The following is a 20,400-nucleotide window of genomic DNA, read 5'->3' on the forward strand; positions in this document are numbered from 1 at the left end:
TCTGCATGCATATGAAAATAATTGAGATAATGGAATGATAGATCAAAGGAGTGAGAACAATGCTGTTTTACGAATTTCAGATCAGCTGCAGCCCTGCGGAGGAGCTTCCGTCCGGATACGGTGAAGAGCGCAGAAAGCGCGAGGAACGACTCTCCGAACTGAACGAACTGCTCTATGCACAGCACACCGACGGAAAGAATTTTTTTGTCATTGACCGTCCCCTTTCGGACGGCTTCCACATGTGTGGGGCTGTGAAACAGACGAAACCTATGACTGCAGGACTGCTTGGAAAGCTGCTTGCACCGATGCTGTCCGAAGCATGCGGCATAAAAAAAGTTTCCGTAAATTCTCTGCGTGAGATCACACGCGAACAATTCGCCCATTACATCGAAATTTGTGATAAAAAAAGTTACCTGAATTGCTGTAACCCCCTGTATGATCTACAGCTGAATTATGCAGATAATCGCTACTTTCGGCTTGCGGAGGAGATGGGCACTATGCGCCCGCAGCTCTCACGCGCAAAGGCATACCGCGAGGCAGACGGGCTGATGGCAGACAGCAGCTTCCTGGATGAGCTGGCGCGAATTTACTCTGACAAGAATGAGCGGAAGATTTTTTACGGGCATCCTGTACATTATCACATCACAGCAGGAAATTCAGACGCTGCAATGACAATGACGCGCCTGCTAGTACGTGCTCTCTACGCCAACAAGCGCCTTGCAGGGCAGCGCATCAACAGGGTTTACAACATACAGGAAGAATGCTATGACGAATCTGACCTGGATCATCTCCTGCGTCATGCGGAGGGCGGAACCGTTGTCCTCGAGATGTGCAGCTGCGCCGAGGAGGAAAGATATGCGGGCAGCTACGAACGGGTAAATGAGTACTTGGCTGCCATGATTCGTAAGTATCAGCGCAATACGCTCTTTATTCTGGTCGACTTCCACATGCAGAGGGGTGGGCTGAAAAATCTGTTGACCACACTGCGTGAGGATATTTCCTTTGTGCACATCGAGGAGGGTGCAGGCAGCCGTGCACAGGCAGCTGCATATCTGCAGAGCCTTGATGCACAGTCATCAATGCCCCACTACACCGAGCACGAACTGGAGCAGGCTCTCGGTGATCGGCGTACCTTCCGCGCATCGGACATTCACCAAATTCACGAAAAGCTCTACCGGGACGCACTGAAGAACAAGTCCTACCGTGCATATCAGGACGTGGACTTCCATCCCGAAACAACAGTGCAGAAGCCGACTGAAGATGCCGCTGCAGTACTGCGGGACATGGTCGGGCTGAAGCAGCAGAAGGAAATCCTGGAACAGATTGTCGCTGCATTCGCCATTCGGAAGATGCGGGCGGAGATGGGCACAGAAACGAAACGCCCGTCCATGCACATGTGCTTCACAGGCAATCCGGGCACTGCAAAGACAACGGTTGCACGCCTGCTCGCCGACATCCTGAGCAAGGAGAACATCCTTCCCACAGGACGGTTCATCGAGTGCGGGCGCTCTGACCTCGTCGCCAAATACGTCGGGTGGACAGCGGTGTGCGTCAAAGAAAAATTCCGTGCAGCACGCGGCGGAATCCTCTTCATTGACGAGGCATATGCTCTCCTCGATGACCGCTCCGGCAGCTACGGAGATGAGGCAATCAGCACCATTGTGCAGGAAATGGAAAATCATCGGGAGGACGTGATCGTCATCTTCGCGGGATATCCGAAAAAAATGCAGGACTTTTTAGACGCCAACGAGGGGCTGCGAAGCCGCATCGCATTCCACGTGAGTTTCCCTGACTACACAGCGGACGAGCTTGCAGAGATCCTGAGCCTGATCGCACGCCAGCAGGGATACACGCTCACAGAGGAGATCGTAACTCATTGCCGCACGCAATTTTCTTCCATGTGCAGGCAGGAGGACTTCGGCAACGGACGTTTCGTACGAAATGTCTTTGAGCAGGCGCTCATGAAGCAGTCGCAAAGGCTCTGGATGCTTCGTGAACAGACCCCCCTGACGGAAGACAGCCTGCGGCAGCTCACCGCCGCCGACTTCAATGTCGCTGCCCTGCAGCCTGCCGAACGCAGACAGACCTCGATGGGATTTTCTGTTTCACACGGATGAAAGTATGGCACTCAATAATTCGGAGGTAAAAAAATGACAGCAAGTAAAAGCAATTTGACGCCGGGAAGTGCCGAAAAAGGGAGTCGTCTGTGGATGCAGAGGTTAGTCGATGCACCGCGTTTCCCATTGTTAGCACAGGAATGTACCGCGCAGATCGGGGAGGAGGTGGAGTGGATTGCCCCCCTCCCCAAAAATAATTTCAAGGAATATAAGTTGAATCAAAATGAAGCGATGTCGAGCCTCTTTCCCGGTGCGGACAAGATGAATATCTTCGATTTTTGGCCAAAGAATCAACCGCAATGGGACGGCATAGCCATCGGCCGAAACAGCGGCACACTCTATCTGGTGGAGGCAAAATCCTATCGGCAGGAGGCCGAAGGACAGAAGTCGAAGGCAAAAGACCCAAAGAGCATAAATCAGATCAATGAAACTCTGAAGAAAAATCACGCAGTGCATTTCCCGCAAGGAAATTTTACGCTTTGGACGGAGGGGCATTATCAACTCGCGAACCGCTTGACATTTCTCTATGAAATCCAAGCACGCTGCGTACCACAGTTCTTCCCCTCCGTGCGACTCATTCTGCTGAACTTTGTCGGCGACCCAACAATGAAGAAGACCACGCGAGAGGAGTGGGAATCGTATTACAGCAATGTATTTGAGGAAATGCTCGGTACGGCGCAGACGCCTCAGGGAGTTCTGTTGCTGCATCTCGATGTGGAGCTCTGTCACAGGTATCAGGCTCTGAAGAACATGGTGAGAAACCGCAGCACGGCATTTGCCGCACTGATGCACTTCATCGAGCAGGAGACGGCCTACCTCACAGCGCCCGCCTCTACAAAGTATCACCTGTGTCGCAGGCACGGCCCGCTCGAGCACAGCGTGAACGTTGCCGAGACAATGCTGAAGATGCGCGCGTCAGTCGCTCCTGACCTATCTGAGGAGAGCTGTGTCATCGTCGCCCTCCTCCACGATCTCGGCAAAGCGGGCGTCCCCGGAACACCGCAGTATCTGAAAAATGATGAGGAGGGCGCACGATATCCCTATCGCTGGAATCGGGAGCTCACCTATCTGAGTGTCCCCGTGCGCAGCATTTACCTCATTCTGCCGCACTTTCCTCTTACAGAGGAAGAGACACAGGCAATTGTCTACCACGACGGTCAATACGTAGAGGAGAATAAATGTGTCGCCGCACGCGAGGAACCGCTCACGCTTCTTCTACAGTATGCAGATAATTGGAGCGGATTCGTGATTGAAAAGAAGTTACAAAAATAGCATCCTACAACAGATCCATCATGCGGTGGGTCTGCGGGATGATGCGGACATCGGGGAGATGGCGGAGGGCGATGCGTTGGAGTTCGAGGAGGCGTACGGGCGTTGGTGCAGTGCAGCCGCCGTATGGCGTGACGGGTTGGAGGATGAGGAGTGTCGCGGGGGCGATGTCGGCGACGAGATGCGCCGCACGCTCCACATCCTCTGCGCGCGTCTCTGCCGCGACAACGACCTTGACATAGACATCCACTGCGCGTGCAACCTTGAGAAAGCGTGCGTGCGCATCCCAAACGGGCCGAGAGAGCACGTCTGGCAGCTTGATATCCATGCTGATGTACGAAATGCAGTCGATACAGTCCGCGAGAGCCCTGTCCAATGTACCGTTCGTTTCGAGAAAGATCGGCAACGCACAATGCGCGGCGAGATCCTTGATAAACGGCACATGGAGCAGCGGTTCGCCGCCCGTAATGCTGAGTGAGTGGTGCGGCACGCCGTCCGCGAGACGTGTGATGATCCCCGCGACCTCCGCGGGTGAGAGAGGGTTTTCATAAGGCACGAGTTCATGCGAGCCGACAGGAATCTCCACCATGCAGCGCGGATGCCGTCCAATCTCATTCTCCGTGTCGCAATATGTACAGTCGAGATTGCAGCCCTCTAGGCGCACGAATACCTGCCGGCAGCCGACGTACTTCCCCTCCCCCTGTATGGAGGAAAAAATTTCGATGATATTCTCGCGCATATCAGTCCTTGGTGTAGGTGACAGAGGACTTCGGCGACTCCCAGACAGTGAGCGCGGCCAGCTCTGCGGGAGATACTGCGACTTCCTCACGCGCGGCAAGCCGCTCGAATATGATGCGCGCAAGATTCTCCGCCGTGGGATTGACTCCCGCGTTGAACGGCGGGAAATCGTTCAGATAGTAGTGGTCGAAATCGTCCAGAATTGCGGCAAGCGCCCTCTTTGCAATCTTAAAGTCGATCAGCATACCGAGATCATCGAGCTCTCTGCCCTGAAACGTCGCCTCGACCACCCAGTTGTGCCCGTGCAGACGGTCGCATTTGCCGGGATAGTTCACGACGCGGTGCGCCGCCTCGAATGCGCCCTCAACGCGCAATGTATACATATTATTCTCCTTCTCGTTTATGAAAAGGCTGCTGCACTCATGCAGCAGCCTTTATTTTACTTCTTACTTCACGTCGCTCATGACCTCATCCATGCTCATGGCGCGCGTATGCTTCGTATGACTCCACTCGTGTTCGTTGCGGTGGATGAATCCGAGGAAGATGATCGGAATCCACGAATAGATGAACACGGGATAGAGCAAGAGATAGAACCACGCCTTCAGCTTCGCGCGAACCTTGATGAGGATAATCATAGGCAGAACGTACTGACCGATCATGATTGCGGTCATGAGCTGAGACGGCAGGAACTTGTAAATGCTCGTGTAAAACGGCGGGAATGCCAGCTGCACGTAGCTGATGATGATGAAGAACGTCGAGATCATCAGGAAATGCGGCTGCAGCAGATAGATGCAGCCATCCCAGATGCGGATGTCACGCCGCTTCCACCCTTCGCGAATCATCGTCGGGATAAAGCGGTGCGCCACATCGAATTGCCCCTGTGCCCAGCGGCGGCGCTGATTCCACGCCTGCTTGAACGTGAGCGGCTTCTCATCGTAGACCACGGCATCATGCGCCCACGTCGTCTTGATCCCCTCGGCGAGCAGCTTCATCGTGAACTCCATGTCCTCCGTGAGGCAGGTCGCGCGCCAGCCGTGCCGCTTCAGCACGTCCGTCGTGATGCACATGCCCGTGCCGCCGAGACAGGCGGAGAGCCCGATGTTCGTCTTTGCAAGATGTGAGATGTGGTCGATGACCCAGAATGCAATGGCGAACGTGCCCGCAACCCATGTATCATAGGGGTTCTTCGCGTCGAGATAGCCCTGGATGACCTTGTCCCCCTTCAGGAGGCGATGATTCATCTCCTTCAGGAAATTCGGGTGTACGAGGTTGTCCGCATCGAAGATGGCAATCGCATCGTATTCCTTGTCCATCTCGAAGAGGCGCTCGAACATCCACTCGAGCGCAAAGCCCTTGCTCTTCTTCGTCGGATGTGTGCGCACGCAGACAATTGCGCCCGCCTGCTCCGCGATTTCCGCCGTATCGTCCGTGCAGTTGTCCGCGATCACATAGATATCGTAAAGCTCTGCGGGATAGTCGAGACGTTTCAGATTCTCGATCAGCTGCCCGATGACCGCCGCCTCATTGTGCGCGGCAACCACGACGGCAAATGTCTTCTCGGGCGTGAGGATCTTCTTCTCCCTGCGCCGCCAGAGGCAGCAGAAGCCGATGCAGAAGAAATAGAGCGTAAAGAGCAGAATGATGATCTGCAGCGGCACCATAACGATGTCAAAGATGTGCGCCGGAAGATAGGGCGAGACAGTTTGAATGAACTCAGTCATGCGGGCTCAGCCTTCCTTTGCACGCGCCATAACGGCAATCGTATGATTGACAATCCCGAAGAGCGCGTAGGTCGCAAAGATCCCTGCAAAGACGGCGGGCAGGATTGCCGCGCTGCCGACGTACAGAATCCCCACGAAAACAACGAGCGCAAAGAGCTTGGACACCATATAGATTTTCTCCCCGCCCCCCTTGAAGTCGGGATAGTGAACATGACTCACCATCAGATATGCCGTCACGGCGACGGCGACGGGATAGATGAGACCGAACGAGGTTGGGTCAATCCCGAGCTCGAGAAAGAGCCACGTCGACATGGCGACAAGATTGCCGCCCGCAGGGATTGCAAGCCCCATGAAGTAGCCGTGCACAACGCTCGCATTCACGTTGAAACGCGTGAGCCGCCACATGCCACAGACGGCAAAGAAGATCGTCACTGCGATGCCCATGAGTCCGTAGTTGTGCAGAGCAAGCGTCCATGCGAGGACTGCGGGGGCGACGCCGAACGAGCCGAGGTCGCAGAGGGAGTCCATCTCCTTGCCGAACTCACTGGACACGCCGAACGCGCGCGCAATGCGCCCGTCCAGACCGTCCGCGATGAGCGCGCAGAGGATGAAGAGTGCGCCCCAGTCGAGATGCCCCTCGATGGTCGAGAGGATGGAGCACATACCGAAGACAAGATTCATCGCCGTGCACAGATTCGGCAGAAACCGTCTGTAATTCATTCGCTTTCGAGCCTCCCCAGAACGGTCTTGCCGCCCTGAACCTTTTCGCCCTTTGTCACAAGAATCTCCGCGCGCTCGGGCATGACGATCTCAAGGCACGAGCCGAAGCGGATCATGCCGTAGATGTCCCCCTGCCGCAGCTGATCATCGAGCGTCACCCACGAGACGATACGGCGCGCGAGGATGCCCGCAATCTGCTTCACCGTAATGCGCAGATCGCCCCGATCAATGCCGATCAGATGGTGCTCGTTCTCAAAGCCCACCTCGTCCTTGTAGGCGGGGCGGAAGCGGCCGCAGTAGTATCGCTGCAGCTTGATCTCACCATGGATGGGACTGCGGTTGACGTGCACGTTGAACACCGACATAAAGATGACGATCTTGTTGCACGGCTCGCCCACGAAGTCATCCATGCCTACGGGCGTGATCTCCGTGACCGTGCCATCCGCCGGTGAGAGAATGTGATTCACATCCTGCACGATTTCGCGCGCGGGACTGCGGAAGAAATATGCAAAGTAGCACGCGAGCACGACAAACGGAACTGCCGCGTACGGATGTGCAAAAATGCCAAGAATCAGAGCCAGTATAAGCGCCGCGCCGATAAATTTATAGCCCTCGCTTACAATGACCATGCGCATCCGCCTCCTTTTCAAATGTTATGGGTTTCTGTATTGTACTCCACGCAAACGCCTCGTTACGCAAACGGTCGTACACTTATCTGCCTAAATACCTGCGGACTTCTTAAACGCGCTTCGCTTGAACGAAAGAAATCCGCAGGGGGCAGAACGTTCCCTTTGCTCCGCTTGCTCCACTAGGGTTTGCTACTTTCCCCGCTTGCTCCACTAGGATTTGCTTAGGAGTACAATATGACACCTCACACTTTCCCCAATTATAAAGGAAAGCCTATTCTTTGTCCACAGACCTATCTCTTATTTTCGCGAGGAATGCACCTTCAGCACGAATTTCGGCAGGGCAAGCAGACGCCCCGCACGCTTCGGTTGCAGCATCCCGCGAAATAGCCATTCGAGCTTTGCCTTCTGCATCCAGCGCGGCGCTCGCTTCATCACGCCCGCCATCACGTCGAGCGTCCCGCCGACACCGATGGCAACGGGCACGCCAAGCTCCGCCAGATGTGAGGCAATCCACTTCTCCTGCTTCGGCACGCCAAGTGCCACAAGCAGGAGATCAGGCTTCGCCGCCTTGATCTCCTCGATGATTGCCGCATTGTCCTCCGGCTTGAAATAGCCATCGCGCACACCAACAATCTCAATGCCGGGGTACAGCTTCTCCGCCTTTGCCTTTGCCTTCTCCGCAACGCCGGGCGCAGAGCCGAAGAAGTAGACGCGCCGCCTCTCTGAGGGTGCCGCACGCAGCAGTTCCTGCGCGAGATCATAGCCCGCCACACGCTCGGGCATCCGATGCCCGAGGTGGCGCGCCGCCCAGACCGTCCCCGCCCCGTCCGCCACGACGAGTGCCGCAGCATTGAGGATGTCGCACAGTTCGGTGTCATGCGTCGCACGCATAATCATCTCCGCGTTCGCCGTGGCAATCATCACACCCGCACGCTCGTCCATATAGGAACGCACGGCGGCAACCGCCTCCGTCATCGTGACCGCATCGACATGCACGCCCAGTATATTGACACGCTCGCTCAAGGGCATTCCCCTCCCACATCGTGAAAAGAGAGCGTCTCTCTCCGGACGCCCTCTATTTTTACTCGTTACTGCGCGGCATCATCCGCCTTTTTCTTCGGCACAGCCGTACGGATATAGAGCTCACGCAGCTGCTTCTCGTCGACCGGCGACGGTGCTTCGCACATGACATCCGACGCACTCTGCGTCTTCGGGAACGGAATGACATCGCGGATACTGCGGCGTTTCGCCATAATCATGACGAGGCGATCCAGACCGAATGCAAGTCCGCCATGCGGCGGCGTGCCGTACTCGAATGCATTCATCATAAAGCCGAAACGCTCGCGCGCCTCCTCCGGTGCAAAACCGAGTGTCTCAAAGACCTGCTCCTGCAGATCACTGCGATAGATACGCAGGCTGCCGCCGCCGATCTCGACCCCGTTCAGCACCATGTCATAGGCATTCGCCTTGACACGCCCGGGATCGGTCGTGAGCAGCGGAATGTCCTCGTCGCGCGGTGCGGTGAACGGATGGTGCATCGCCTTGTAGCGCTTCTCCTCCGCACTGTACTCGAACATCGGGAAGTCCACGACCCAGAGGAAGGACAGTTCATCGGGATTCATCAGATTGCGGCGACGACCCATCTCAAGGCGCAGTTCGCCGAGTGCCTGTGCCACGACGGCGGGCTGATCGGCGACAACGAGCAGGAGGTCACCCATCTTTGCCCCAACGGCGTTCTTGATCGTTTCGAACGTCTCATCCGAATAGAACTTCTTGAAGGGCGACTTTACACCCTCCTCCGTGTACTGAATCCACGCAAGCCCCTTCGCACCGTAGTTCTGCACATACAGCACGAGCTCATCGAGCTCACGGCGCGGGATGTTCGCATAGCCCTCGACATTGATGACCTTGACGCGTCCACCCGCCTCCATGACGGCGTTGAAGACCTTGAACTCCGAGCCGCCGACATAGTCCGTGATGTCCTGCAGCTCCATGCCAAAGCGCAGATCGGGCTTGTCCGAGCCGAAACGCTCCATCGCCTCGTCCCAGCCCATGCGGCGGAACGGTGTTTCAACCTTGATGCCCATGCTCTTGTCGAAGAGCTCCTTGACCATCTCCTCCATCAGCGTGAGGATGGAGTCCTGATCCATAAAGGACATCTCAATATCGAGCTGCGTGAACTCGGGCTGACGGTCGGCACGCAGATCCTCATCGCGGAAACAGCGTACAATCTGGAAATACTTCTCGAAGCCCGAAACCATGAGCAGCTGCTTGAAGATCTGCGGCGACTGCGGCAATGCGTAGAACTCGCCCGCATTGAGGCGGCTCGGCACGAGGAAGTCGCGCGCGCCCTCGGGCGTACTCTTGCAGAGCATCGGGGTCTCGATCTCGAGGAAGCCGTTCCGATCGAAGAAATCGCGCATGATCTTCGTCACGCGGTGGCGCAGCATGATATTCGCCTGCATCTCGGGACGGCGCAGGTCGAGATAGCGATAGCGCAGACGGATCATCTCATCCACGTCAATGCCATCCTGAATGTAGAACGGCGGTGTCTTCGCCTTGTTCAGAATCCGCAGCTCATTGACGACGACCTCAATCTCACCCGTCTCCATGTTCGGGTTCACCGTCTCCGCGCTGCGAGCGCGCACCGCACCACGCACACAGATGACGAACTCCGAGCGCAGCGTCTCCGCCTCGTGGAACGTCCCCGCTGCCATCGCCGCCTCGTCAAAGACGATCTGCACAAATCCAGAGCGGTCGCGCATATCGACAAAGATCAGCCCGCCGTGGTCACGGCGGCGCGACACCCAGCCGCACAGCGTTACCTCTCCACCGACCTGCTCCTTGCGTAGCGTGCCGCAGTCATGTGTCCGTTTAAGTCCCTGCATCGTTTCCATCTCAGCCCTTCACCTCAGAAATCAATCGTTTTACCATATCGTCAAGAGAGCAACTCTCCTGCGTGCTCTGTTCCATATCCCGCACAACTGCCGCATGCTGCGTCAGTTCATCATCCCCGAGGATGACGGCATAGCGCGCGCCGGATTTATTCGCCTGCTTCATCTGTGCCTTCATGCTGCGCCCCGCATAGTCCATGAGGGCACGCACACCGCCCTGCCGCAGTGCATGCAGCAGGGGAAATGCCGCGTGCGCCGCAGCATCGCCGAGCGCAATAATGAATACATCCGCATCGGACGGACGCGCGGGCAGAAGACTCTGCTGCTCGAGTGCGAGGAGAACGCGTTCCAGCCCCGCTGCAAATCCGACCGCAGGGGTCGGATTGCCGCCCAGTTCCTCCACGAGTCCGTCATAGCGCCCGCCGCCCGCAACGGCACTCTGCGCGCCGAGCGGCGGATAGGCAATCTCGAACGCCGTCCGCGTGTAGTAGTCCAGCCCGCGCACAAGACGCGGATCGAGCTCATAGGCAACGCCCGCATCTGTCAGATGCGACTGTACCTCCTCAAAGTGTTCCGCACACTCTGCACAGAGGCAGTCCGTAATCGCAGGTGCGCCGGCCATAAATGGCTTGTCGGCGTCCGCCTTGCAGTCGAGAATACGCAGAGGACTCCGCGTGTAGCGATCCTGACAGTCGCCGCAGAGTTCGTGCAGATGCTCCTTGAAGTATTCCTGTAGGCGCTCCCGATAGACAGGGCGGCAGGTCGGGCAGCCCACGGAATTCAGCTTCAGCGTCAGCCCCGTCAGCCCGAGCGTCGTGAGGAAGTCATAGGCAAGGAGAATCGCCTCGGCATCCACCAGAGGACTCGCCCCTCCGATTGCCTCCACACCGAACTGGTGGAACTCGCGCATGCGCCCCGCCTGCGGGCGGTCGTAGCGGAACATCGAGCCGATGTAGAACAGCTTTTGCAGACCACCGTCCGCATAGAGTTTGTTCTGCAGATAGGCGCGCACGGCGGATGCTGTATTCTCGGGGCGCAGCGTCAGGCTGCGGTCGCCCCGATCCGTAAAGGTATACATCTCCTTGTCCACGACATCCGTACCGTCGCCGATTCCGCGCTGAAAGAGCTCCGTATGCTCAAAGATAGGCGTGCGAATCTCATGGTATCCATAGCGGGAGCAGAGATCGCGAATAACCTCTTCCACATGCGTCCACGCACCCACTGAATCGGGCAGTATGTCCTTCGTTCCCCGCGGCGCATTCGTCAGCATCAGGGCGTTTCCTCCTCATATTCCGCGCGCAGAAGCGCACGGCGTTTTTCAATGTAGATGTCAATATCGCGCAGATAGGTCACGAGATCCTTCGCATGAAAGACGGAGTGCATCCGCCCCGAGCGAACGCCGAGCACCTTCGTTGTGGCGGCGCCGCCGATGCCGATGATCGTCTGGCGCTCCTCCATGATCTGAATGTTGTAGATGCTCTCCGCGCCCGCGCGCGCATAGCCCACATTCTCGAGGTCGCCGCTCATGTAGCCCTGCCGATAGAGATAGTACGGGCGATACCCCGCCTCCTCTACCGCGTGTACGGCAGCCTCGCTCATCCGCTGCGTCTCCGCATCCGACGGGAGTTCGACATGCTCGCTCTCCATCTTGAGCCGGAGATTCGAGCCGCGTTTCAGCGCGAGCGCATGCAGCGTGATATCGTCGGGCGCGAGTGCAGTCACCTGCGCCATTGTCTGCCCGACATCCTCCGCCGTCTCGCCCGGCAGCCCGAGGATCACATCCATATTGATGTGTACGTCGAACGCCGCGCGAATCTCGCGCACCATGCAGACAATGTCCTCGGGTGTGTGATGTCGTCCGATCCGCCGCAGCGTCTCTGCCTGCATCGACTGCGGATTCACGCTCACGCGCGTTACAGCATACGTCTTCATCGCCGCAATCTTCTCTGCACTCATGCTGTCGGGGCGTCCTGCCTCGACGGTGAACTCTGCAATCGTGGATCCATAAAACGCATTATATACCATTTTGAGCATTTCGGCAAAAAAATCATTTGGAAGGCTCGTCGGCGTGCCCCCACCGATGTAAATGCTCTCGATCGTCAGCCCGAGCGCACGTACATCCTCTGCCGCTGCGGCGAGATCACGCGCGAGCACATCCATAAATGAACGGATCTTCTCCCTGCCCGGCAGGAGATTCGACGGGAAGGAGCAGTAGAGGCAGCGCGAGAGGCAGAATGGGATGCCGACATAGATGCTCACCCGCCGCACATCGTTTTGGGCAAGAAATGGCAGCTGGCGCACGGCAACCGCTGTGATGAGCCGCGCCTTGCCCGCGCTGCACTCATAGTCTGTCTGCAAGCGCGCGATGACCGCCTCGGGTGAGATTCCGCCCCGCAGCCAGCGGTGCACAATCTTCGTCGGGCGTACACCGTGCAGAATGCCCCACGGCGCGGGCGGGAGCTGAAACCGCGTGCGGAAGAACGCATAGACATTGCGCTTTATCGTGCGATGCACGGCGGCACGCGGAACTTCATCCGCCGCACCATCCGAGGAACATTCAAATCTCTCACACGAACCGTCAAGGGCAAAGAGAAACACCTCGGTCATAACAGAAGGCGGCTCACATCCCAACTGCCGGTTCACCACCGACAGCTGGGCGTAATCCGCCTCCCCTGCCCGCCCGACGATCTCCGCCTTGAAGAGCGTCAATACCTCGCGGACGATTTTGACAATGACCTCGGTGCGTGTATTTATCGTTAACGACCGAATCTTCACGCCTATTTCTGCTTCTCCTGACAGTTTTTGCAGATGCCAAAAAACTTTGCTTGGTGATTCTCAACCTTGAAGCCCGTCTTCTTAAAGATATCCTCTTCCAGATGATCGAGCATATCCTCCTCGAACTCCGAGATTTCCTTGCACTCCGTGCAGATGAGATGATGATGGAAGTGCTGGTTCGGATCAATCGGGTTCAGCTCGTAGGAGTACGAACCCTTGTTGCGCTTGTCGAATTCCTTGCCGAATTCGATCTTCTGCAGAATCCCGAGCGACACCAGAATCTCAAGGCTGCGGTAGACCGTCGCAAGACCGATCTCCGACTCCGTGCCGCGCAGGATATCGTAGATCTTCTCCGCGCTCAGATGCTCGCTCGGATGATCCAATATTACCTGCAGAACAATCTGACGCTGCGGCGTCATCTTGCGCTGCGTTGCCTGCAGACGTTTCTTCAGATCTTCCATCGTATAGGTCTCTGCCATACTTTTTCCCTCCGCATGTTATTATATAATAACTCTCCAATATATAATCACAATCAATGAGAATAGTATAGCACAGTCCACAACTTTTTTCTATAGAGATGAAAAACTAATTGAGAATATCCGTTTATTCCTTCTCCTGTGCAATACGGCGCAGGGTTCCCATCAGCAGTTTCGCTTCCGGAACAATCGTGGCAATCTCGACACGCTCGGCAGGTGTGTGGATGCCCGTCGTCGTCACGCCGATGGACACCATGTCCAGCTCCGGATTCTTCGCTGCATGCCAGCTGGTCTCAAGGCCTGCATGGATGCTCTCAATCTTCATCGCTGCACCGCCGTTCTGCGCGGCATAGACCTCGCCCATGAGCTTCGCGAGGACGCTGTTCTCGCGCTCACGCCATGCGGGCGACTGCGATCCCACTGTGAGGTTGAAATTCGTACGCTCTGCCATCGTCCGCGCCATCACAATGATTTCGTCCAGACGCTCATTCACCGAGGAGCGCGGGAAGAACTGAACGTGCACATCGTTTTCGTCCATGCGGAGGACGCCGAGGTTTGCCGAGGTCTCCACCTTATCCACGTGCAGATGCGACATATCATGCACGCCCGTACGCAGGAGCGTGAGCAGGTCGATGAGGTCACGCTCCTCTGCTTCGCCGATGACGCGCCCTGCATTCTCCACCGTAGTAAATGCAAACTTCATTCCGGGATCGGCCGTGCCATAGAGCGCATGAAAACGCTTCTCCTCTGCGACCAGTACATTGACAATCTCACGCTCGTTAATACCTGTCCGAATGACCGCCTCTGCCGTCGGAGGAATGGCGTTGCGCGCCGTACCGCCCGTGAATGTGACAATCTCAATTTTACCATGTGCCTCAAGTGCCTGCAGTGCAAGCGCGAGCGTGCGAATCGCATTGCCGCGCCCATCGCCGATTCGCTCCCCCGAATGCCCGCCAAGCAAGCCCTCCACCGCGATGCGATAGGCGGGCAGCTCCGACTCCCTGCGCGAGAGCGTACGCGAGAAGTCAAGGTTGACACTGCCCGCACTGCCGACGGTCATAATATGGTAGTCCTCGGAGTCGCAGTTGATGAGGAAGCGCGCCTCCTTCAGATGATCCGCAGCGAGATGCCGCGCCCCCGACATCCCCTGCTCCTCATCGACCGTAACGATGGCGCGCAGCGGTCCGTGTTCCTCCGTATGCTGCATCGCGGTCAAGATCTCCGCAACGCCGATGCCGTCGTCGCCGCCGAGGCTCGTACCGTCCGCCGTCAGCGCATCCTCCGTACGGACAAGCTTGATTGGATCCTTCAGCGGATCGTAGATTACGCCCGGCTTCGCGACACAGACCATGTCCATGTGCCCCTGCAGGATCGTGCGCGGCGCAGCCTCGCAGCCCTTCGTCGCGGGGAGTTCCGCGATGATGTTCAGCGCCTCGTCCTGCGTCACCGAGCAGCCGAGCTCCTCAAACCGTTTCTTCAGATAGTCACTGACGGCTTTCTCATGTCCCGACGGACGCGGAATGTGCGTCAGTGCCTCAAACTCTCCGATAACTGTCTCCAACAATTTTGCATCGTCTATCATAGTATTGCCTCCTGACTGTAACTATGTTCCCTATTGTACCACAGACAAAAAGAAGCCGCCACACAAGATGTATGACGACTTCCATTTTATACGTATACGATTTACTTCTTCGCCGCTTCGACCGCCTTTGCGACCGCCTCGTTAAACTGGTCGTAGCTGACGGTTGCGCCCGCAATGGCGTCGACCTTCGCGAGATCCTTCTTCGACTCAAGCTGGCTTGCGTACGATCCAATCGCCTTGTAGGCGTTCTGCGCCTTCTTGCGAACGCCCTCGGGCTTATCCGCGCCGTAGTTCTCATCCTTTTGCTTGCCGTCCTTGTCAAAGCCCGTATGGACGACCTTCGCAATCGCGCCGTTTTCAATCGTAAGCTCGACATGCGAGTAGCCAAGCTGCTCGTGCTTGGCGCTGTCCGCCGCATATGTGCCGTCCTTCGCGCCCGTCAGATCAACGGACACCGCCTGTGCAGCGGGTTTTGCCGCATCCTTCGGCGCATCCTTTTTCTCGTCGCCGCAGCCGACGAGCATAACGCCGATCGAGAGGAGCACCGCGACTCCCAGAACTGTTTTCTTCATGCTCATGCCGTCCTTTCACGCATATGACCATGTTCGATGATGACACAGCGCTGTGCCTCATCGCCGACCTCGGCGGAGTGGGTAACGGTGAGAATCGTATGCCCCTCGTCGTGCAGCTCGTGGAAGATCTTCATGACGAGCTTCTGGTTCTGCTCGTCGAGGTTGCCCGTCGGCTCATCTGCAAGGATGAGAACGGGGTAGTTGATGAGGGCGCGCGCGATGCAGACGCGCTGCTGCTCGCCGCCCGAGAGCTGGCTCGGCAGATGGCTCGCACGGTCGGCAAGTCCGACGCGCTCGAGTGCTGCCATTGCCTCGTCACGGTCGGGCATGCTGTGGTAATACTGCGCAACCATGATGTTCTCGACCGCCGTGAGATACGGGATCATGTGGAACTGCTGGAAGACGATGCCGATCTTGTCGCGGCGGTAGCGCGTCAGTTCCTCCGGTGTCGCATCTGTCAGCACCTCGCCGTCGAGGATGACCTCGCCGCTCGTCGCACTGTCCATACAGCCGATGATGTTCATGAGCGTCGACTTGCCCGAGCCGGAGGGGCCCATGACCGCAAGCCATTCGCCTTTTTCAACCTTCAGATTGACATCGTCCAGAGCGAGCACCTTTTCATTGTACGCCTTGGAAACGTGCCGCAGTTCAAGCAAACTCATGCGTTATTCCTCCTCATTCGCCGCGCAGGATAATCGCGGGATCTACATTCGTCGCAATGCGCACGGGCAGGAGCGATGCAAGCCCCGTGACAAAGATGGACATGACAAGAGCAACGACTACGATGGTCGCCGAGAACTCGATGCCGCGTCCGAACACGTTGACGCTGACACTCTGGGCAAAGAGATAGCCAAAGCCCGAGCCGAGCACGCCGCCGAGAAAGCCGAGGAGACACCCTTCTCCGAAAAACTCCGCAACAATGTGGCGGTTATCCGCACCGAGTGCCTTCTTCAGACCGATCTCACGGCGACGCTCCGTCACAATCGCCATCATCGTCGTCGAGACACAGATCAGTGTCAGGACAAGGACAACAACGGTGACAATGAGCACGAGTGCCTGCAGTTTCCCGAGCACTGTGCCCTCGGACTGGGCAATCTGCTTGACCAGCTGCGGCTCAACGCCCGGCACATCCGTGCGGATCTTTTCTTCCGCACGCGTCAGCTCATCCTGCCCCGCAACAACGGAAACCTGCGCAAGACTCAGCTCACCGGGGCGTTCTTTCATGCTCTGCATATCGGGCAGGGAGACAAAGACAAAGTTTTCCTCATTCCCGCCCGTGCGAACAATACCGGACACACGATAATCGCTCACGATCGTCCCTTCACCGCCCGAGACGGTGATCGTATCGCCGGGGTTCACGCGCAGCTTTGACGCAAACTCCGCACCGAGCAAAATCTCCTTCTCCCCTGCCGTCGGCCATTCACCACGGATCTGCCAATATGGACTGACTTCCTGCAGCACGGCAAAATCCGTCCCGCCTGCCATGACCGTCTGATGGTTGATGAGAAGTGTATCGTAAAGGAACGGTGTAATGCCGACGATCTCATAGCCCGAGAGAGATTTCCGTACAGCGGCAATCGAACTCTCCTGAATCACGCCCGTGTCCGCGCCCGGCAGGATGAGCAGGTTCGCCCCGTATGCGCGGAATGCGCGTCCCATCTGTTCGGGGACTTCCTTGTAGACCGTAATCATGCCCGAGATGATCGTCGCCCCGATGGCGACGGCGAGCAGAGCGATTGCCATGCGTGCACGCCGTCGCAAGAGGGAATTGGCGACCATGATAAAGAACATTTTATATCGATTCATCATTCATCACCTGCCATAGAGAACCTCTGCCGGCTGCAGCGACAGAAGCATACGGATCGCGGGCACACTCCCGATGATCAGCACGAGCGACATGAGCACGGCAATGATCGGAATGACATACGGATTGACCGCAATGCCCGAGCCAAAGACATTCTCGCCAATGAGCTGAGCAAAGCCAAGCCCCACGACATAGCCGAGGATGCCGCCCATAATCCCCGCGATAAAGATCTCCGCAAGCACGGAGAGCACGACCGCGAGATTCGTCGCGCCGAGCGCCTTGAGAAGTCCGAGCTCACGGCTGCGCTCCATGATGTTCGCACTGATGAGGTTGCTGACACCGAGGCTCGAAGAGAGCAGCGAGAGCACCGTAATCAGCAGCATAAGGAGCTGCGTCTTGCCGAGAATCTTGCCCTCGGACTCTGCGATCTGGCGCACGGGATGTGCCGCTGCATTCTGCATGACCTCCTCGATCTGGTAGGCGATCGAGCCGACATATGAGGTGCAGTACCAGATGTCATACTCCGCCTGTGAGAGCGACTTCGGGTTCTCTGCCGCCTTGCGTGCAAGATCATTCTCCGGTGTCGTCATCGCACTGACCTCGACCTGATCGATCTTCCCCGCAGCGTTTGCAAGATTCTGCGCAAGAGCAAGTGAGCCGACAATCTGGTTCTCCTCATCGCCGCCGCCCGAAAGGATGCCGGTGACCGTCAGCGTGCCATCCGAACCGTCCGGCTTCTTGTACGAGAGTGTACTGCCCGCCGACACACCGAGTTTTTGTGCGAGCTTTGTACCGACGAGCACTTGATCCGTCTGCGTATCATCCGCCCAGTCACCGTCGACGTGCCACCACGACTTCATAAATTTTACACCCGTAGTGTAGACCTCATCCGTCGGCAGCGTGAGCGTATGCTCGAACCACGTGCCGAAGAGTGGAACGGTCTCACCGTCCGCAAGCGTCATATTCGTCGTCAGTGATGGGGCAAATGCGACGATGTTGTTCGTCCAGAAAATTGTCTTGATGTTGCCGAGATCCGATTCTTCGAGGTATTCACGATGTGTACTCTTCGTGGTTTCCACGCCGTAAAGATCCTTGAGCACCATCGAGTTGCGTGGTGTTACCGTGATGTTCGCACCGAATGCCTTCAGCTCCTGATTGACCTTCTCGCCGATGTCGAACATGACATTCAGCATGGCAGTCGCGAGCGAAACGCCAAGGGCGACCGTCAGTGCGATGAGGATGAACCTCCCGCGCTGACGGATGAGCGCCCCTTTTACCATTTGCCAAAACATGGCTTTCCTCCTCTCATGCCGTCAGCGGAAGTGAATGCGTGCCGCTTCAAGCGTATCCCCTGCGATCTGCACCGCACCGTTTGCCACGCGGTACTCCACGGGGATCGGGTTGCAGCCGCCGGGAAGGCCGATCGTCGCCTTGTTCATAACGACATCGCAGAGGCGGCAGACGATCTGTCCGTCGCGCTCGAGGTACCCCGTCGGTCCGCAGATCTCACACGCATCAAGACCCACACCAAACGCAGAGCCGCCCTTCTGTACGATGATGACACGCACCTCCGTCCCATCTGAGGCACGGAAGGCATAACGGTGGAGATGTCCGTCCGAAACCTCCTCGAGCGGAATCTGCACAAGGCCGTCCTCCGCCTTGACTGCAACGGCAGGGACAAGCTGCTCCTTCTTGTTCGCATACCAGCCGCCGACGCTCGATATGAGGATTGTCAGGACGAGCATTGCAAGAAGTCCCGATCCCCAGCGCTTGCGCCGAATCGCGCGGGCGAGCAGCTGACGGTACTGCGCGGGATTTGCCCAACCGGGACGCTCGGGGCGCGGCTGCAGAAAGAGCGTGACAGGAACGAGAATCGAAACGAAGTAAATCGCATAGATGATCTTGTTCTGATTGTCGATGAACGATGCCATGAAAGAAATGAGACTTTCTGCACCAAACCCCTGCCGCGCCATCATAACCGTCATGACGAATATGACCTGCTGCACGGCAGTCGCCGCCATCTGCACAGTAAAGACGAAAACGAGACGCCCGTGGTTGAGGGCAGCTGCCGCATGGTACGCCAGATACCCAGAGAGGAAGCCGAGGAAGATGCCGCCGAAAAAGCCGAGCATCTTCACAAAGAAGATGAGTGTGAAATAATCTCCCATCGCAACCTGAACCGTAGCAACGGGGATCAGCCAAAGCTCCAACCCGTGATAGAGGAAGATGCCAAGCGCAAGAGCCCCTGTTCCGAGGCGGAAGACGCGCTCCTCCTTTGAGGTCCATTCGCGATGCAGGCTGCGCAGGAGGATCGTACAGAGAACGAGCGCGCCCACGAGATCGACACCGATTGCCATGCTCTCGAAAATCTCGCGGTTGACTGCGGACTTTGTACCGACACGCACGGCAGTCATAAAGAGCGAGAGGAAAAAGCCCCATTTCAAAACGCGCACAAACGTATGGCGAATGCTTTGATTCGGCAGGGGCAGAATGATTGCAAGCAGAATACCGAGCGGCACGGCGAGCTTGATGCTCTCTTCGAGCGCCGGCACCAATTGTTGTAGAAACGCCTGTAACATTGTAATAACCCTTTCCTACTAGAAAAGCCGCCGTCCCCGAAGGACGGCAGCCATTCTAATTCCGGCAGGACAATCTGCGGCACAGGAATCCCACGCCGTCATCGTCCGGGAGTAGCTGAAATTACCACTTACGCGGAACGTAGTTGAACACCCAGCTCATCTTGACCGGCTCGGTCCAGAAATGACCCGGAACGCCCGTCTCCTTGTCGGTGTGGAGCATGTAATTCTGACGTGCGGGGCTGTCGATCGAGAACTCGCAGTCATAGGTGCCCGCGCCGAGCATCTTGACATTCGCGCCGTAGTGCGGACCATCGTCTGCGCTCATCGGCATGAATACGCCCTCGAGGCTCTCGCCCGTCTCACGCTTCGTGAACTTGTAGTGCACCGTCAGATAGGGAATCCACTCACCAACACCGAAGCCGCACTCGTTGCCCTCGGTTGCATGGATATCCGTTTCAATATGGATGTCCGCCTGATCTGCCGGGAGGCTCATGCCGGCAGGCTCCATCGTGACCGGCTGGAAG

At 57.1% G+C, this 20,400-nt stretch carries 19 protein-coding genes; 2 read left to right on the plus strand and 17 right to left on the minus strand.

The window, feature by feature from the left end:
* The first annotated feature begins 59 nt into the window (after nucleotides 1-59).
* Both HMPREF9163_RS10600 and HMPREF9163_RS11560 read left to right on the plus strand, forming a co-directional pair.
* Entirely contained in the window at nucleotides 60-2,117 is a 2,058-nt protein-coding gene (locus HMPREF9163_RS10600; protein ID WP_009441792.1) for an AAA family ATPase, read from the plus strand.
* A gap of 33 nt (nucleotides 2,118-2,150) precedes the next feature.
* Nucleotides 2,151-3,389, plus strand: a complete 1,239-nt coding sequence (locus HMPREF9163_RS11560; RefSeq protein ID WP_157049443.1) for an HD domain-containing protein — start codon at nucleotides 2,151-2,153, stop codon at nucleotides 3,387-3,389.
* A gap of 4 nt (nucleotides 3,390-3,393) precedes the next feature.
* Here the strand turns inward: HMPREF9163_RS11560 and HMPREF9163_RS10610 are convergent, their stop codons facing one another.
* The 17 genes from HMPREF9163_RS10610 to HMPREF9163_RS10690 all read right to left on the minus strand — a co-directional run.
* Complete coding sequence (locus tag HMPREF9163_RS10610) at nucleotides 3,394-4,125, minus strand: 7-carboxy-7-deazaguanine synthase QueE (protein ID WP_009441794.1); 732 nt, start codon at nucleotides 4,123-4,125, stop codon at nucleotides 3,394-3,396.
* A 1-nt stretch (nucleotide 4,126) separates the two neighbouring features.
* Nucleotides 4,127-4,507 (minus strand): 6-carboxytetrahydropterin synthase QueD, encoded by a 381-nt coding sequence (gene queD / locus HMPREF9163_RS10615; RefSeq protein WP_009441795.1) that lies wholly within the window; start codon nucleotides 4,505-4,507, stop codon nucleotides 4,127-4,129.
* A 63-nt stretch (nucleotides 4,508-4,570) separates the two neighbouring features.
* Nucleotides 4,571-5,845, minus strand: a complete 1,275-nt coding sequence (locus HMPREF9163_RS10620) for a glycosyltransferase family 2 protein (protein ID WP_009441796.1) — start codon at nucleotides 5,843-5,845, stop codon at nucleotides 4,571-4,573.
* A 6-nt stretch (nucleotides 5,846-5,851) separates the two neighbouring features.
* The gene (gene pssA, locus HMPREF9163_RS10625; RefSeq protein ID WP_009441797.1) at nucleotides 5,852-6,565 is read right to left on the minus strand and encodes a CDP-diacylglycerol--serine O-phosphatidyltransferase; all 714 of its coding nucleotides are present in this window, start codon (nucleotides 6,563-6,565) and stop codon (nucleotides 5,852-5,854) included.
* A complete protein-coding gene (locus HMPREF9163_RS10630; RefSeq protein ID WP_009657091.1) occupies nucleotides 6,562-7,194 on the minus strand; it encodes a phosphatidylserine decarboxylase in 633 nt (210 codons plus the stop codon). Before HMPREF9163_RS10630 ends, pssA begins: the two co-directional genes overlap by 4 nt.
* Before the next feature lie 297 nt (nucleotides 7,195-7,491).
* On the minus strand, nucleotides 7,492-8,217 hold the full coding sequence (locus HMPREF9163_RS10635; protein ID WP_037347060.1) for a WecB/TagA/CpsF family glycosyltransferase: 726 nt from the start codon (nucleotides 8,215-8,217) through the stop codon (nucleotides 7,492-7,494).
* Between the two features lie 65 nt (nucleotides 8,218-8,282).
* Entirely contained in the window at nucleotides 8,283-10,091 is a 1,809-nt protein-coding gene (gene aspS, locus HMPREF9163_RS10640; protein ID WP_009441800.1) for an aspartate--tRNA ligase, read from the minus strand.
* Nucleotide 10,092: 1 nt separating this feature from the next.
* Entirely contained in the window at nucleotides 10,093-11,358 is a 1,266-nt protein-coding gene (hisS, locus tag HMPREF9163_RS10645; RefSeq protein ID WP_009441801.1) for a histidine--tRNA ligase, read from the minus strand.
* On the minus strand, nucleotides 11,358-12,863 hold the full coding sequence (gene hemZ, locus HMPREF9163_RS10650; RefSeq protein WP_009441802.1) for a coproporphyrinogen dehydrogenase HemZ: 1,506 nt from the start codon (nucleotides 12,861-12,863) through the stop codon (nucleotides 11,358-11,360). Before hemZ ends, hisS begins: the two co-directional genes overlap by 1 nt.
* Nucleotides 12,864-12,865: 2 nt before the next feature.
* Entirely contained in the window at nucleotides 12,866-13,342 is a 477-nt protein-coding gene (locus tag HMPREF9163_RS10655; protein ID WP_009441803.1) for a Fur family transcriptional regulator, read from the minus strand.
* Nucleotides 13,343-13,466: 124 nt separating this feature from the next.
* Nucleotides 13,467-14,921: a beta-Ala-His dipeptidase gene (gene pepD / locus HMPREF9163_RS10660; protein ID WP_009441804.1), complete on the minus strand. Its 1,455-nt coding sequence runs from the start codon at nucleotides 14,919-14,921 to the stop codon at nucleotides 13,467-13,469.
* A 101-nt stretch (nucleotides 14,922-15,022) separates the two neighbouring features.
* The gene (locus tag HMPREF9163_RS10665) at nucleotides 15,023-15,493 is read right to left on the minus strand and encodes an FMN-binding protein (RefSeq protein WP_037347062.1); all 471 of its coding nucleotides are present in this window, start codon (nucleotides 15,491-15,493) and stop codon (nucleotides 15,023-15,025) included.
* A gap of 2 nt (nucleotides 15,494-15,495) precedes the next feature.
* Nucleotides 15,496-16,155 (minus strand): ABC transporter ATP-binding protein, encoded by a 660-nt coding sequence (locus HMPREF9163_RS10670; RefSeq protein WP_006693515.1) that lies wholly within the window; start codon nucleotides 16,153-16,155, stop codon nucleotides 15,496-15,498.
* A 13-nt stretch (nucleotides 16,156-16,168) separates the two neighbouring features.
* On the minus strand, nucleotides 16,169-17,302 hold the full coding sequence (locus HMPREF9163_RS10675; RefSeq protein ID WP_009441806.1) for an FtsX-like permease family protein: 1,134 nt from the start codon (nucleotides 17,300-17,302) through the stop codon (nucleotides 16,169-16,171).
* Between the two features lie 3 nt (nucleotides 17,303-17,305).
* A complete protein-coding gene (locus tag HMPREF9163_RS10680) occupies nucleotides 17,306-18,589 on the minus strand; it encodes an ABC transporter permease (RefSeq protein WP_009441807.1) in 1,284 nt (427 codons plus the stop codon).
* 21 nt (nucleotides 18,590-18,610) lie between these two features.
* Nucleotides 18,611-19,876 carry a DUF2318 domain-containing protein gene (locus tag HMPREF9163_RS10685; RefSeq protein WP_009441808.1) on the minus strand — a complete coding sequence of 422 codons (1,266 nt, stop codon included), beginning with the start codon at nucleotides 19,874-19,876 and terminating at the stop codon, nucleotides 18,611-18,613.
* A 121-nt stretch (nucleotides 19,877-19,997) separates the two neighbouring features.
* The coding region (locus HMPREF9163_RS10690) for an iron transporter (protein WP_009441809.1) at nucleotides 19,998-20,400 on the minus strand (403 nt) is incomplete at its 5' end.

Source organism: Selenomonas sp. oral taxon 138 str. F0429 (genome assembly GCF_000318175.2).
GTDB classification, from domain to species: domain Bacteria; phylum Bacillota; class Negativicutes; order Selenomonadales; family Selenomonadaceae; genus Centipeda; species Centipeda timonae.

What these genes read in the sequence shown, in the direction of transcription:
- aspS (WP_009441800.1), bottom strand. Translation starts at nt 10,091, where the DNA reads ATGGAAACGATGCAGGGACTTAAACGGACACATGACTGCGGCACGCTA.
- HMPREF9163_RS10655 (WP_009441803.1), bottom strand. Translation starts at nt 13,342, where the DNA reads ATGGCAGAGACCTATACGATGGAAGATCTGAAGAAACGTCTGCAGGCA.
- HMPREF9163_RS11560 (WP_157049443.1), top strand. Translation starts at nt 2,151, where the DNA reads ATGACAGCAAGTAAAAGCAATTTGACGCCGGGAAGTGCCGAAAAAGGG.
- pssA (WP_009441797.1), bottom strand. Translation starts at nt 6,565, where the DNA reads ATGAATTACAGACGGTTTCTGCCGAATCTGTGCACGGCGATGAATCTT.
- HMPREF9163_RS10670 (WP_006693515.1), bottom strand. Translation starts at nt 16,155, where the DNA reads ATGAGTTTGCTTGAACTGCGGCACGTTTCCAAGGCGTACAATGAAAAG.
- HMPREF9163_RS10685 (WP_009441808.1), bottom strand. Translation starts at nt 19,876, where the DNA reads ATGTTACAGGCGTTTCTACAACAATTGGTGCCGGCGCTCGAAGAGAGC.
- HMPREF9163_RS10675 (WP_009441806.1), bottom strand. Translation starts at nt 17,302, where the DNA reads ATGATGAATCGATATAAAATGTTCTTTATCATGGTCGCCAATTCCCTC.
- HMPREF9163_RS10665 (WP_037347062.1), bottom strand. Translation starts at nt 15,493, where the DNA reads ATGAAGAAAACAGTTCTGGGAGTCGCGGTGCTCCTCTCGATCGGCGTT.
- HMPREF9163_RS10630 (WP_009657091.1), bottom strand. Translation starts at nt 7,194, where the DNA reads ATGGTCATTGTAAGCGAGGGCTATAAATTTATCGGCGCGGCGCTTATA.
- HMPREF9163_RS10620 (WP_009441796.1), bottom strand. Translation starts at nt 5,845, where the DNA reads ATGACTGAGTTCATTCAAACTGTCTCGCCCTATCTTCCGGCGCACATC.
- queD (WP_009441795.1), bottom strand. Translation starts at nt 4,507, where the DNA reads ATGTATACATTGCGCGTTGAGGGCGCATTCGAGGCGGCGCACCGCGTC.
- HMPREF9163_RS10610 (WP_009441794.1), bottom strand. Translation starts at nt 4,125, where the DNA reads ATGCGCGAGAATATCATCGAAATTTTTTCCTCCATACAGGGGGAGGGG.
- pepD (WP_009441804.1), bottom strand. Translation starts at nt 14,921, where the DNA reads ATGATAGACGATGCAAAATTGTTGGAGACAGTTATCGGAGAGTTTGAG.
- HMPREF9163_RS10680 (WP_009441807.1), bottom strand. Translation starts at nt 18,589, where the DNA reads ATGTTTTGGCAAATGGTAAAAGGGGCGCTCATCCGTCAGCGCGGGAGG.
- hisS (WP_009441801.1), bottom strand. Translation starts at nt 11,358, where the DNA reads ATGCTGACGAATGCGCCGCGGGGAACGAAGGACATACTGCCCGATTCA.
- HMPREF9163_RS10600 (WP_009441792.1), top strand. Translation starts at nt 60, where the DNA reads ATGCTGTTTTACGAATTTCAGATCAGCTGCAGCCCTGCGGAGGAGCTT.